The organism is Bacteroidales bacterium (genome assembly GCA_023229505.1).
Taxonomy (GTDB): Bacteria; Bacteroidota; Bacteroidia; order Bacteroidales; family JAGOPY01; genus JAGOPY01.
Genome location: JALNZD010000029.1, coordinates 13,830 through 28,174, shown reverse-complemented (window position 1 = coordinate 28,174; position 14,345 = coordinate 13,830). Strand labels below are relative to the sequence as shown.

At 41.9% G+C, this 14,345-nt stretch carries 10 protein-coding genes; 2 read left to right on the top strand and 8 right to left on the bottom strand.

Annotated elements, in window-relative coordinates; genetic code table 11:
- Window positions 1-5: 5 nt before the first annotated feature.
- The 8 genes from M0Q51_11040 to mfd all read right to left on the bottom strand — a co-directional run bounded on the left by M0Q51_11040 (window position 6) and on the right by mfd (window position 11,721).
- On the bottom strand, window positions 6-995 hold the full coding sequence (locus M0Q51_11040; GenBank protein ID MCK9400513.1) for a lamin tail domain-containing protein: 990 nt from the start codon (window positions 993-995) through the stop codon (window positions 6-8).
- Between the two features lie 291 nt (window positions 996-1,286).
- Window positions 1,287-1,733, bottom strand: a complete 447-nt coding sequence (locus M0Q51_11035; GenBank protein MCK9400512.1) for a cold shock domain-containing protein — start codon at window positions 1,731-1,733, stop codon at window positions 1,287-1,289.
- A gap of 939 nt (window positions 1,734-2,672) precedes the next feature.
- Window positions 2,673-3,461, bottom strand: a complete 789-nt coding sequence (locus M0Q51_11030; GenBank protein ID MCK9400511.1) for a DUF3825 domain-containing protein — start codon at window positions 3,459-3,461, stop codon at window positions 2,673-2,675.
- Between the two features lie 547 nt (window positions 3,462-4,008).
- Window positions 4,009-6,447, bottom strand: coding sequence for a tetratricopeptide repeat protein (locus tag M0Q51_11025; GenBank protein MCK9400510.1), 2,439 nt, complete (start codon window positions 6,445-6,447; stop codon window positions 4,009-4,011).
- Window positions 6,448-6,450: 3 nt separating this feature from the next.
- Window positions 6,451-7,347 carry a hypothetical protein gene (locus M0Q51_11020; GenBank protein ID MCK9400509.1) on the bottom strand — a complete coding sequence of 299 codons (897 nt, stop codon included), beginning with the start codon at window positions 7,345-7,347 and terminating at the stop codon, window positions 6,451-6,453.
- Window positions 7,348-7,783: 436 nt separating this feature from the next.
- Window positions 7,784-8,098 carry a type II toxin-antitoxin system RelE/ParE family toxin gene (locus tag M0Q51_11015; protein MCK9400508.1) on the bottom strand — a complete coding sequence of 105 codons (315 nt, stop codon included), beginning with the start codon at window positions 8,096-8,098 and terminating at the stop codon, window positions 7,784-7,786.
- Window positions 8,086-8,268 carry a hypothetical protein gene (locus M0Q51_11010; GenBank protein ID MCK9400507.1) on the bottom strand — a complete coding sequence of 61 codons (183 nt, stop codon included), beginning with the start codon at window positions 8,266-8,268 and terminating at the stop codon, window positions 8,086-8,088. Before M0Q51_11010 ends, M0Q51_11015 begins: the two co-directional genes overlap by 13 nt.
- An 87-nt stretch (window positions 8,269-8,355) precedes the next feature.
- Window positions 8,356-11,721 carry a transcription-repair coupling factor gene (gene mfd, locus M0Q51_11005; protein ID MCK9400506.1) on the bottom strand — a complete coding sequence of 1,122 codons (3,366 nt, stop codon included), beginning with the start codon at window positions 11,719-11,721 and terminating at the stop codon, window positions 8,356-8,358.
- Between the two features lie 68 nt (window positions 11,722-11,789).
- Between mfd and M0Q51_11000 the strand changes: the two genes are divergently transcribed.
- Entirely contained in the window at window positions 11,790-13,061 is a 1,272-nt protein-coding gene (locus M0Q51_11000) for an aspartate kinase (protein ID MCK9400505.1), read from the top strand.
- Between the two features lie 66 nt (window positions 13,062-13,127).
- Window positions 13,128-14,345: a 6-phosphofructokinase gene (locus tag M0Q51_10995; GenBank protein MCK9400504.1), complete on the top strand. Its 1,218-nt coding sequence runs from the start codon at window positions 13,128-13,130 to the stop codon at window positions 14,343-14,345.

Genomic DNA, 14,345 nt, shown 5'->3' with positions numbered 1-14,345 from the left:
CCCGATCAATAAACCATTAACTTCCTGGCGGCAGACCTGTTTTCCCTGTCGAACACCCTGACAATATAAACCCCATTGCCCAGACCGAAAGGTAATGCATAGCTTGCCTTGTGGCCGGTAACAAGCTTTTCATCAATCAAAGTGCCGAATAAACTTATAAGCTGAATTCGGGTCATTTCCACATCGCTGCTGACAGAAATCTTATCTGAAGTAACCGGATTTGGATACAGTGTTGCGCTAATTTCACCCGGTCGTTCATTGATAGCTGAAGACTTGCAATCACAACGGTGAAATCCGAGGCTATCGAAAGTGTCATTGGGCAAAGAATCATATTCCAAAAGTGCATTAAAACTATTGGGGCCGTAAAGGTTCATCACATCACGGTTAATCCCGACCTTCACACTGGATTTGCGCACAAGGGTCTGGTCTTTGGTCAGGTAATTGCCCTGTCCATCGGCATAAGGCGGGTTATCATCCCAGGCGCCAACCGGATCTGTGGTCCCCTGCCAGTTTAAAGGACGCACACCTATTTCGCCGAAAATATCAATATCTGTCCAGGTGCCTGTCAAAAAATGCTGCAATGAAACCGCATCATCGCCATTCCAGAAAACCACCCGGCAACCAGGGGTTCCCTCATCATAGTCAGCGGGTGCCATATAGTTTGCCCTTTGTTTCAATCCTATGTCAATCATGGTATCCTGACCCGGGAAATTCGTATCCTGGATCATCACAATCACACCATAAGACGGGATCGTACCGGTCAGGGGCAGGACATATCTTGAATCCTGGTCTGCCGTCTCATCACCGTTGGACCACCTGATCAACCGGTAGGCAATAAGATCGATCGGATCGGGCGTAGGATTGTAAATTTCAACAGACTTATTATTACTCCAGCCTTCCACATACTCTGAAATGATCAGGTCAGAGCAATCGGCCTGAGCCATTAACATGCTGGAAAATAGCGAGATGAATGAAAAGAGTATTAATTTCTTCATGGTATCGTTTTTAATATTTCTAATTTGACAAATGTAATATTCCTTCATGATTTTTCAGGAAGAAATACTCTGCATCAGAGTTGATAACATCAATTTAAAATTCGTATAAATTAGGGTGGAGAATTGATGTCCGGGGGGGTGGGATTCCAGTTTGCAAAAATCCTGATTCTCTTATAAATTGTTCATTAAATTTCAAGCTAAGGTAGCTAACGTTATGCAGATTTGCGATGGCGGGGCGTTTTATTGAATATCAATTATTTTGAAATAGCTCAGGTAAATTTAAGGAAATTTCTACACCTTCTTCACACGGATGGCATTCATCCCTTTAAAACCCCGCTCGAGCTCAAAAGTAACTGCATCGTTTTCATTAACTTCATCCAGCAAACCGCTGATGTGAAAAAAATATTTCTCCTGGGTCTCGGGTTCTTTAATGAAACCAAAGCCTTTTTTATCATCGAAAAATTCAACTCTGCCCGTCCGTACTGTCACAGCTTCCTCCTTTTCCCTTTTGGGGACGCTGACTTCTATATTATCTGCAATGACCTTCGTTTTCTTCGCCGGATCTGGTGATGTATCGGTGATGTTTCCATTTTCATCGACGTAAGCAATCATGCTTTCAAATCCACCGCCTAGTGAGTTTGACTTACGTTCTTCTTTTTTTTGTTGCTTCTCCAGTCGTTTCTTTAAACGTTTTTTCTCTTTTTCCTGTTTGTTAAAAGTAACTTGCGATTTCGCCATTCAAGGTTTGATTTAAATTTATGTCAAAGATACGATAATAATCCAACCGCACCCCCTTATTAGAGGTTGTATCATAAGTTCAAAGGGGATGCGGTCAGTTATAAATTATTTTTTACTATTTATATTTTTTCCTGTTTAATAAGAATACCGGAACTATGAATATGAGCAAGATTATTACTCCGATTATTATTACTCCTAAATCCATTTTTCTGTTTGTTTTTATTGTAAGACATCAAATACGACAAGATATAGCAATGAATTGTCAGCTAAGTCCTTTGTCGACATAAATGAAATTGCTTTGCTTCAGGAGCAAAGCGTCCTGAGAAAAATATGGATTACCAGAAGTAATGGAAAGGATATATAATGTCAGTTTGCTGAAACCGGACTATAATATTGCCAGTGTAGAAAATGTATTTTGAAAAAGTAATTTCATGGAATAATTCCACCTCCTTAAAACAAGCTGAAAATTTATTCAGATAATTTTTAAGAATTGAATAAGGAAGGTCAGGAAAACCATTTATATTTTTTGTATTAACTGCAGGACTGTACAAGTTAGCAGAAAATAATAAAAAGTAGCTTTCATCTTCAGTTAGAGGATCTTTATAGAAGGTCGCATTTGAAGTTAAAATACTGGTGCTGTATAAACTCATTATGAAGCTATACAGAACCAACACATGAAACAGCCCGGATAATTTTAAGATCTTTCTCACGATGCAAAGGTAATACGTTTTATAAGAATTTGAATCGGGTTAATAACAGGTGAAGCCTTTTATAATGAAACTCAAGTTTCTTTTAATTGTAGTTAAGCCATCTTCAACTTGGACATCATGACTAGGTTAATGTCCAAGCTTAGCTACTTTCGGTTAGTCCGATAAAAAAGAGGGGATCAGGCTGGCGCAAATCGAAGGCTTAACTTATTGTGTGTCGTTTCTCTTATACTTATGGTTTTAGCCAATTACTTTGTGGTTTCACAATAAGCCGTGCATTATTGTATGCCATTTTCAACGTCAGGCAGGTACGGGCAGTATAGGTCTTGTCATTTAACCTATGAACTACTAACGCTAAGTCGGGATTTGGAGAACCTGAAGTTAGGCATAAAGGAAGAAGAAGTTGAATTTTGCCATCATAGTATTGAGAAACAGCAATTTGATAATTTGTTCTAACTCTTTTTTTTACATCCTCAATTGCCCCAGTCACCTGTCTGCGTAATTCTGCATCGTCGGCTTTTTGCAGATGGGAAGGAAAACGGTCAATGTTGTCTTTGATTATATGGTCTATATCGGGAATTAGCTCACATTTAGGGTTGAATATTAACAGTTCTGGCTTTTCGAAAAAGTTTGCAATGTCTGGCAGGTTATGAGAAAAGTGCCTCAAAACATTGTTATCACTCTTTTTTAAAAACGCTTTGAAACAATATGGGGTATTAAATCCTGGTCTTGGATTTTTGTATTTTTCGAAAAAAGCAAAAATATCCTCAAGATTGTTTGTAATGAGTCCAGTGTTGAAGCAAGCAAAATTGTTATCTTGTGTGAAAACAACTTTTTTTTCCTGCTGCAATTTCCTGAATGTAAATTCAAGATAATTTTTGAGAATAGAATAGGATTTAGTCTGAGAATCTGAGAAGTCCCATTCTTCTCTGTCTGTAAGTGTTTCGGCTAAAAACCGAATACTGTCGTTATAATTTGGGAATAGCGCGAACTTGAATAGTTCAGAATTGAAGGTAGCCATATTGATTTATTTTTAAAATTCAATTATATATGTTGAAAAAAATAAGAGCCGTCAACTTTATCAGGACGGCTCTTTTTATCTAATCTTCGTTTTATCTTTTTGTCTTGCAGTTAGACCTGCAACCGTCTTTATGTAACAATATGTGGCGCAAATATACGTAAGTTTTAAGTAAATGATACGATAAACGGAAAAATTTTTATTGTCGTCAGTGTATATTCCAAAATTAATTGTCCTCCCATTCAAGTTTAATGGCCTTTCTTTGAAAGCTCCCCCAAAAATTACCCGGAACATAACCGGAAATCCATTCCATACGGTAAAAGGCAATCAGCCTTAACTCCAGTATCCAAAGAAACAAAACTCAATCCCCAAAGAACCGGTTATAACTACCTTCGGTTCTTCCACTTATAAAGCGGGGCAGGCTGTGCAATAGGGGGTTTACTATTTCATGTCAAGGCAAGACAGGCTGTACAATGGATGGAACGAATGCTTGGTTGTTATGGGCAATGGTTCTTTGTCGTATTTGGTTAAAAGATTAGTTTTGTTAACCTTATGCAGCTATTAAAAGAGGTTCGGTTAACAAATCAAATTCTAAATCTTCAATTTTCTTTTCTAAATCTTCTTTCGATTCACATGTAAAAAAATGTTGATCAACTAAATGATAACGGTCAGAAAGATACTTAGAGGTATCCTCAATTTTTTTAATTGGTGATTTGCATATTGAATTATAATGCATTTTGGACTCTTCCAGATTGCCATCAGCGGCATAAGCATGTGTTACTAAAACCTGAAAAACAGGACGAGGATGCATTTCTTTATTAAATTGTGCAACAGCATCCTTGAACTTCCTTTTTTTAATATACGCATAAGATAATGCCGTGTTGTAATAGTTAAGTTGTTCAATATCTTTAATGTTTTCTACCCCGTGTTCCAGTTTACTGATAGCTTCATCAATTTTATTTAGCTTAATTAATAACATACAATGAACATGATTTAAAATCCAGTCTTCTTTGGATTGCGGATTGGGAACCTGAATTTGCTTTTCTAATTCATTCAAATTTTTCCCTATTTGGATGAGCAAAACAATTCGTGCTATTTTTGCAAAAAAATCATAAGGAAATTCATTAATAATCTTATCGAACATTGCTTTTGCTTCATCCATTCTTCCCATCTGTCGCAAGGTCTCCGCTTTCCCAGTTCGAGGAACCGCATCATTTTTAAAATCGCGAATGATTTCTTCATAAGCAGTCAATGCTTCTTCCAGTCTTCCCATTTGCCGCAAGGTCTCCGCTTTGCCAGTTCGAGGATATACTTCTTCTTTAAAATCGCGAATGGTTTCTTCGTATGCAGTCATTGCTTCTTCCAGTCTTCCCATTTGCCGCAAGGTCTCCGCTTTGCCATTTCGGGGATATACTTCATCTTTAAAATCGCATATGGTTTCTTCATATGCGTTCAATGCTTCATCTAGCCTTCCAATTTGCCGCAAGGTCTCCGCTTTGCCATTTCGAGGTACTACATCATTTTTAAAATCGCGAATGGTTTCTTCATATTCAGTCAATGCTTCTTCCAGTCTTCCCATTTGCCGCAAGGTTTCCGCTTTGCCATTTCGGGGATATACTTCTTCTTTAAAATCGCGTATGGTTTCTTCATATTCAGTCAATGCTTCTTTCAGCCTTCCCATTTGCCGCAAGGTCTCTGCTTTGCCAGTTCGAGGTACTGCATCATTTTTAAAATCGCGAATGATCTCTTCATATTTTATTATAGCATCTTCTAATTGTCCTTTAGCGCGAAAATTTTCTGCAATGATACAATATGGAACAGAATCTACTGGGAATAAGTCAATTGCTTTTTGTGCAATACAATCAGACATTATAATCAGATTTGCCTTTTGAAAACAATCAGCAATATCGCTTAATGACTTACATAAATGTTCTGGTTCACTATGTAAATTCTGATGCTCGATTAACTTAAGGATTGCATCTTCGGCACTTTCGATGTTTCTTTCATTGATTCTTTCTTTAATCCATGCAACCTGTTCATTTATATTAATTTCTTTGAAAAATCTTGATAGAAGAATGGTTTTGATTCTTTTACCTCTTTTCCCTTCCTTAATACTTTTGCTTTTCCCTTTAAAATTATCTATTAAAGTATTGAATCTTACAACAAAATTTTCCTTTCCTACCGCGTCATACTTCTTGTCTTCATTTTTTATTTCTTCCAAATTAACTTTATCTACTTCTTCCTGTATTATAGAAAGAGCATTATAAACCATTTGTTTTAAAGTTGCAAGGAAAACCGCAGGTTGCCCGATTTTTAATTCTTTTAATTTATCAGCGTGAATGACAATTGCATTGTCAATGGTTTGGTCGTCGTTATAAAGTAGTGCTAAAACGAAATCGGAAAAAATTCCACGATCAGTGAATTCTTTATCGAGTACTTCTATAATTAAATCCGTCTGATTTCCTTGATTAATAATAGTTTTTTTCCATGTATCCCGCACGGCTATAATGATTTTATTGGCATGAGATAGGTCCTTATACCATTTAGCAAGGAGTTTATCACCAATATTCTCAGCGATTTGAAATGCGGAATCAGCGTCAAATTCAGCAGGGACTTTTGTTGCAAAAATCCTGTTACGAAGAAAAGTTTTAACTTCATTTTTTGATATAAGGCACGCCAATAACATTTCCATCGCTTCTCTCCTTAAATCATAGCTTAATGATTTATCCATTCCCATAAGGAACATGTTGAGAGCATTGTGCTTTTCTGCATCGTTGTTTAGTTCACTATATAGGCGTTCTGTCTCCCATTCGATATTGTTATAATGGGTGATCTCAGGTTTAGCTAATGTGAAACTGTTTAAGTCGAAATGATTAATCGGCATAGAATGGTAACCATTATCACCTGATCTCTCAAGAATAAAATATTCATCCTCTTTTTTAAAGATCGCTCTTTCGACTGCTCCTGCTATATATGCTTCTGTAATCATATTTTAAAATCTGTTTACTTTACCCGGACATTTTTCCTCAATTGCTTTAACAAAAATTTTATCTTTACTATTATTTTTTGGTGCAGGAACAAAAATAGATTTGACGGCTAAATTAGTGAGTTTCTTATAAATATGCACCTCAATAAATTCATCTGTATCTTTATCTTCTTTACTTGAAAGAACCATTTCGTTAAAATCTTCCTCTTGGTTGCCTAAAGCTAATTTCGAATGAAGTTTTGCGCCTGCAAGCTTAAATTTATCGTGCCATGTGGAGCGGTACCCAGCAGGAATATTTAACGTTTCAAAATTGATTTTATGAGTTTTTACGAAATTAAATGAATTCTCTTCTAGTGTAGAAGAACGGGATTTTATTGAGTCTTCATTGAATATAACTCTACAATTACCATAAGATTCAATTCCTTTGTCATTTAACGTCAAAGCAGCAAAATTAATATCTCTACCGTAAGTTCCGTAAAATAAACTGTCAATAGTAGTACGTTTTCGGTCGTTAAACAGATTAGCAACATCTCGTAGCCCTTCCTCCACTGCACGTTGATAGGATTTGTATGCTCCTGTTAGGACAATCCATTTGTAAAGCGTTTGCAAAGACATGTTTTTAATTACCTTGACATTGGTATTAAAGTAATCTTCAAATCTATTTAGTGCATCTTCCGTCCCATGCTTAATAGTGTAATTTCTTGCATCGTCATATCTCCTTTGAAGTGCATTTAATTCAATTTCAGTCATTACAATATTGACATTGGGTGCACCTAAATCATAACCGCAATATTCACAATTAGTTAGATTTATTTGAGATTGAAGATGATTACAATCCGGACAATAAAGAATATTTCCTTTTATAGGCATAATTTCAAATTGAAAAAGTTTATTAATATCCAATGTTCTTGTTTATAATCCACTTAACAATTTCAAGAAACCAGTTATAGAATTTATAAGATTTCGAATTAACTCAATCGCTTAAATACTTATCTACAACCATCTCCTACCCGCCATCCAAGCAGTCCATGACACATACTATCAGGCAGGTAGATAGGCGATCAAGCGTAGCATTTTATGAAAGATCCATTATTTTGAAATAACTCACGTAAAGTTAAGGAAATTCCGGCGTTTTATTTCTTTATGTAACTAAAACAGATTACCCGGCTCCTTTCATTGGAAATCTTGGCAGATATGAATCACTAAACCTCATGCTAAATCTTCTTTAGCCGCCCGTCCCCTTCAGCAACCTATACGCATCCCCCAAACTCCAATCATTCCGGAATGTAAGCGACAGCTGGGTTTCGTTTTCCTACAGACAGTAGGTTGTAGGAATAGATTATTTTATTACCTGAGCCAGGAGCGATTTCTTCTTTAAATTTCTCGAACTGTGATGAATTGTTAAAAGGAAGGCTTTTTTCTCTTTAAATTGAAAGATAATTCGATATTGGCCTAAGATAAATTCCCTTATTTCAGGATCATAACCAGCTTCAGGAACCATTCTTGCTGCCTTTGGACTGTGCTCAATCCTTTTTATCTCCAGCCAAATCTTTTTTGCCATTAGTGAGGCAAAATGCTCTGAATCTTTTGCTATAAATTCAATAATATTTTTGTAATCTTCGTAAGCTTTATATGTCCATATTATTTCAGCCATTTCTCCATCTTTTTCTCAACTTCTTTTTCGGCATACACTCTTCCTGCTTCTACATCGGCTAATCCTTGTTCAATTTTGCTTAATAGGACAAGCTCTTCAATAATATCATCTATGCTAAATCTTTCAGGCATTTTATTAATCACCTGGATTAGCTTTTCCTTTGTTATCATTTTCTGATTGTTTTTCGTAAAGATAGTGAAAATGTCATATTTAAATTGCACCAAATCTGAAAATTCTTTGGTTTCATTCCAGGTCCTTTATCCGTTCATCCCCCGCATCAACCGTATTGCATCCCCCACACTCCTGACATTCCTGAATGTGAGCGACAGCCGGGTCTCATTTTCTTTCATCCGGCAGATGGATGGATTGGCCTGCACAAAACGTAGCATGGCCGCGAAGTCTTCGGATTGATAATAAGGGGAATCCTGGTTACTAATAAAATAGCCGATGAATCGCTCGTTCTTCAGAACGATCTTCTCAAATCCGGCCTTTTTCGCCAGCCAGCGCAAACGGATGGTGTTGAACAGCTCTTCTGTCTGCCTCGGCACGGGACCGAAGCGGTCAATTATCCGCTCCCGGCATTTTACCAGCGCCTCCTCGGTTTCCATGCTGTCGAGCTCTTTATAAATGATGAGCCTTTCGGTGGTATTCGTGATATAATCGCCCGGGATCAGGATCTCCAAGTCGGTCTCGATCTGGCAGTCTTTCACAAAAGGCCTGGGCTTATCATCTTTGAAAAGCTCGCTGAATTCAGTCTCTTTTAGTTCCTGTAAGGCCTCGTCGAGGATTTTATGGTACATCTCAAAGCCGATCTCGGAGATAAACCCGCTCTGCTCCGCGCCCAGGATGTTGCCCGCCCCGCGGATATCCAGGTCGCGCATGGCGATGTTGAACCCGCTGCCGAGGTCCGAAAATTCTTCGATAGCCTTGAGCCGTTTGCGTGCTTCGTCGGTCAGCACGGAAACCGGCGGCGACAAAAGGTAGCAGAAAGCTTTCCTGTCGGAACGCCCCACCCTGCCGCGCAACTGGTGCAGGTCGCTGAGGCCGAAGTGATGCGCGTCGTTGATAATGATCGTATTGACGTTCGGGATATCGAGGCCTGATTCGATAATGGACGTGGCCAGCAATACATCATATACCCCATCGATGAAATCGAGCATCACATTCTCAAGATGCGATCCGTCCATCTGGCCATGGGCCACGCCAATCGTGATGTTGGGCAAAAATCTCAAAAGCATGCGCTCTACATCATGGATGTTCATGACCCGGTTATGCACAAAAAACACCTGTCCTCCACGCGATACTTCGTAAAGGATAGCTTCACGGATCACTTCCTCGCTGAATGGACGCACCTCGGTCTGGATTGGATAGCGGTTTGGCGGCGGAGTGTTGATGATCGAGAGGTCACGGGCGCCCATCAGGGAAAACTGCAAAGTCCGCGGGATGGGAGTAGCCGTAAGGGTAAGCGTGTCAACATTAACCCGCATTTGTTTGAGCTTTTCCTTAGCTCCGACGCCGAACTTCTGCTCCTCATCGATGATCAGCAGGCCGAGATCCTTGAATTTGACATCCTGGCTGATCAGGCGGTGCGTGCCGATCAGGATATCCAGTTTCCCCTCCGCTATCCTTTTCAGGGTTTCTTTTTGCTTCTGCTGGCTCTTAAACCTGTTGATGTAATCGACAGAGCAGGGAAAATCCTTCAGCCTTTCGCGGAATGTCTTGTAATGCTGCAAAGCGAGGATGGTTGTAGGAACCAGCACGGCGACCTGCTTGCTGTCGGTAACCGCTTTGAAAGCAGCGCGGATCGCAATCTCGGTCTTGCCAAACCCCACATCCCCGCAGATCAGGCGGTCCATCGGGAACGTCTTCTCCATGTCGGCCTTGACATCAGCGGTGGATTTTTCCTGGTCAGGCGTATCTTCATAAATAAAAGAAGCTTCCAACTCAGTCTGCAGATAAGTATCAGGTAAAAACGGGAATCCTTCAGCACTTTTCCGTTGGGCATAAAGCTGGATAAGCTCCTTGGCAATGTCTTTGACCCGGTTCTTGGTCTTGATTTTCAACCGGTTCCATGCGCCCGACCCCAGCCGGTCCATCTTCGGCTCTGTCCCTTCCTTGCCGATATATTTGGATATCCGGTGAAGGGAATGGATGCTGATATACAACAGGTCGCTGTTCTTATAAATGATCCTGATGGCCTCCTGCTGCCTGCCGTTGACATCGATCTTTTCCAGCCCGTCGTAACGGCCGATGCCATGGTCGATGTGCGTGACGTAATCCCCGGGGCTCAGGTTGTAAAGCTCTTTGAGGGTAATGGCCTCCCGGCTGCTGTAGCTGTCTTTGAGGTAGAACTTGTGATAACGCTCGAAAATCTGGTGATCGGTGTAAAGCGCCAGATTCAGGTCCCGGTCAATAAATCCTTCATGTAAAGAAATATTCAGGGTGGAGAATTCGAAATTCCTTGGCTGTTGCCGGCTATGCATGAGGTCCTCGAAGATCGTATAGATCCTTTCGATCTGGCGGGGATTTTCCGAAAGGATATAATTGCTGATGCCTTCCTTTGAATTTTCCTCCAGGTTGGCGGTCAACAGGTCGAAGTTTTTATTGAAAGATGGCTGCGGGCGGATATCGAATTCGGGCTGGAGTCCCGGTTCCAGGTACGGACGGCTGCCTGATTCGACAATAGCGTGTTCGAGCAATTGCCGCATGAATTCATCTGGCCCGACGAAGTGGTCTTTCAGGTTAGCGGGGTAAATGCCTGCGGTGTCAGCATCCAGCAATTTCTGCAATTTCTGCTGGTGCAGACTTACCAGGTCTTTAAGACCTGGTAAGTCTTGCACCCAGATCATTGCTCCCGCCGGCAGAAAAGAAAGGAACGACTCCCGTGATTCGACCTCCAGGCGCTCCGACAGGTCGGGCAGAATGGTAATCCGGTCCATTTTGTCGATGGATAATTGCGAGGCGGGATCGAATGACCGGATGGATTCCACTTCTTCCCCAAAAAACTCTACCCGGAAGGGATAGTCATGGGCGAAAGAAAAGACATCGAGGATACCGCCGCGGATGGAGAACTGGCCCGGCTCATAAACGAAATCCTCGCGGTCGAAACCATATTCATTGAGCATGTCAGCTACGAAATCAAGCGACACTTTCTCCCCTACCTTAAGCCTCAGCGTGTTTTTAGTGAGTACTTTTTTTCTTACCACCTTTTCGGTGAGGGCTTCGGTATAACTGACGATAATGGCTTTTTTCGGAGAAGATACAATCCGGCTCAGCACCTCCGACCGCATCAGCATATTGGTCCGGTCAGGCCTGTCGAACTCAAAATGACGCTTATAAACAGTCGGGAAAAACAGCGTATTCTTATGTTCATATGGCTGTCCCTTTTCCTGGAAGAGGGTTTCCAGGTCGTTATACAGGTAGGCGGCCGATTCGGCATCATTGAGGATCACCAGGTGGTTCCGCTGCAAATGGTGGAATACCGCGGCTTTAATAAGCGCGGGGGAAGAACCGGTCAGCCCTTTCAGGAAAATCCTGGGCGTGGATTGGTTCTTCAGCATGTCAACCATTTGCAGCACCTGCGGGGTGGCTGCGTATAATCTGATAAGTTCTTCTGTTTTCAAGCTACCTATTACCCGAACAGTTCCGCAAATGTATTATTTTTGCCTGAAGCATTGACGAATTCTACCTGATGAAAGTTTTCAAATTCGGCGGAGGCATCCTCTATTCAGCGGAAGCGGTGAAAAAGATACCCGCTATCATAGGTATGTTCCCCGGTGAGCCGCTCATCATCGTCGTTTCCGCATTTGGAAAAACCACCAATGCCATCGAAAAGCTTATTACCAGCCGTTTTAACGGGGAAAGACAAACCCGGGAGATTTCCGGGAAGATCATTGATTATCACCAGGAAATCCTTCAAGGACTGTTTCCTGACCCGGGCCATCCTGTTTATGCAGAAATACAGGTTTTATGGGATGAATTATATGAAATTATCCTCCGGGAACCACCGGCTTCCTATTCCGAATTCTACGACAAGATTATCTGTTATGGTGAATTACTTTCCAGCAAGATAGTAAGCCATGCCTTAATCAGCGCCGGATTGGAAAATAACTGGATTGATGTACGCCGCATCCTGAAAACCGATTCGGCTTTCCAGGAAGCATCCGTTGATTGGGAGGCCAGCCAGGCGAATGCCGGCAGGGAAATCATGCCATTGCTGGACAAGGGCGACGGAAAACGTCCCTTAGTCGTGACACAGGGTTTCATCGGCTCCGATCAACAGGGCCGGGGCACTTCCCTGGGCCGCGAAGGCTCCGATTATACGGCTTCGATCTTTGCCAGCCTGCTCGACGCTACTGAAGTGATCATCTGGAAAGATGTGCCCGGTATCCTGAATGCCGATCCCAAACATTTCCGCCAGACGATCAAACTCGACCAGATCTCCTATGCCGAAGCGACTGAACTGGCCTATTACGGGGCCAAGGTCATCCATCCGAAAACTGTCAAGCCGCTTCAAAACAAAGGGATTCCCCTGCAGGTCAGGTCATTCATCAACCCGAAGGTGCCCGGCACCCTGATCCACGCCGGCGCTGAGCTCGACACATCAATCCCCAGCTTTATCTTTAAATTCGACCAGGTTCTTATATCGGTTTCTACCCGTGATCTTTCGTTCATCAACGAGCAAGTGTTTAATGATGTCTTCGCCCTGCTTTCGCGTTTTTCGATCCACATGAACATCATCCAGAACTCCGCACTGACCCTGTCGTTCTGCATCGATGACCATCCGAATTTCCAGGACCTGATCCGGGAACTGCAGGAAAATTACGCCGCCAGGTATAACCAGGGGCTGGAACTGATCACCATCAGGCATTTCAATGAGAAAGCTGCAGAGCTTGTATTGCAGGGTAAACAAATACTGGTGGAGCAGCATAATCGGACCGTCGTACAATATGTGGTCAGATAGGGTCGGAAATTCAGGCAAATCTTCATACTTTTGCACCCTCGAACAATAAAAAAAATCTATCCCAATATGAAAGAATCCATTGTCATAGTTGCCGGCGGAGGCCCCGCGCCAGGCATCAACACGGTGATCAGCGCCATCGCAAAAGTATTTCTGAAAGACGGATACCGGGTTATCGGGGTGCATGAAGGTTATAAGACGATATTTACCCCGAATCCCAAATTACAGGAATTCGATTTTGAACTGGCCGACAAAATCAAAAACCAGGGAGGCTCGGCGCTGCTCATGAGCCGTCATAAACCGAATGACGATGAATTCAATACTGATTTTTTCGTAAAAAATAACGTCAGGCTGCTTGTCACCATTGGTGGAGATGATACCGCATCGACAGCTAACCGGATCTCAAAATACCTGTCGAACCACCACGTGAAGATCCAGAATATCCATGTGCCCAAAACTATCGACAATGACCTTCCTTTGCCTGAAGGACAGCCCACTTTCGGCTACCAGTCGGCAAAAGAAGAAGGGGTCCGGATTGCTTCGACCATTTACGAAGATGCCCGCACCAGCGGCAACTGGTTCGTGATCTCGGCCATGGGCAGGGAAGCCGGCCACCTGGCATTCGGCATTGGCGGCGCCTGCCATTTTCCCATGATCATCATCCCCGAGATGTTCAATAAATCAACCATCTCTTTCGATAAGATCACCCGGATGATCATCTCTTCCATCATCAAAAGAAAAATTCTCGGCATCAGTTATGGCGTGGCCATTATCAGCGAAGGCGTTTTTCATTTTATGACCGATGAAGAGATCGAATCCACAGATATCAATTTTACTTATGACGATCACGGCCATCCCGAGCTGGGAAATGTGAGCAAGTCCCATATCTTTAACCTGTTGTTGCAGCGCAGGCTCAAGGAACTGAACATCTCTGTGAAGAGCCGCCCGGAAGAGCTGGGTTACGAATTGCGTTGCGTCACCCCTTCCGCTTTCGACCTGATGTATTGTTCCCTGCTGGGTATTGGAGTCAAAAAATTATTCGATGAAGGACTAACTGCTTGTATGGTTACTTCTGACCCAAAAGGGGATATACATCCTCTGTTCCTGAAGGATGTGGCCGACGAGAAAGGAAAAGTGAAACCCAGGATGGTTAACATCTACTCCCAGAAGGTGATGATGGTGTACAACCATAATATGCAGTTTATTACGGAAAACGATTACGAAGCCGCCAGGAAGTACATTCCTGATCCTGAAAATTATGATTTCAACAAGATCCTGAACTGGTAA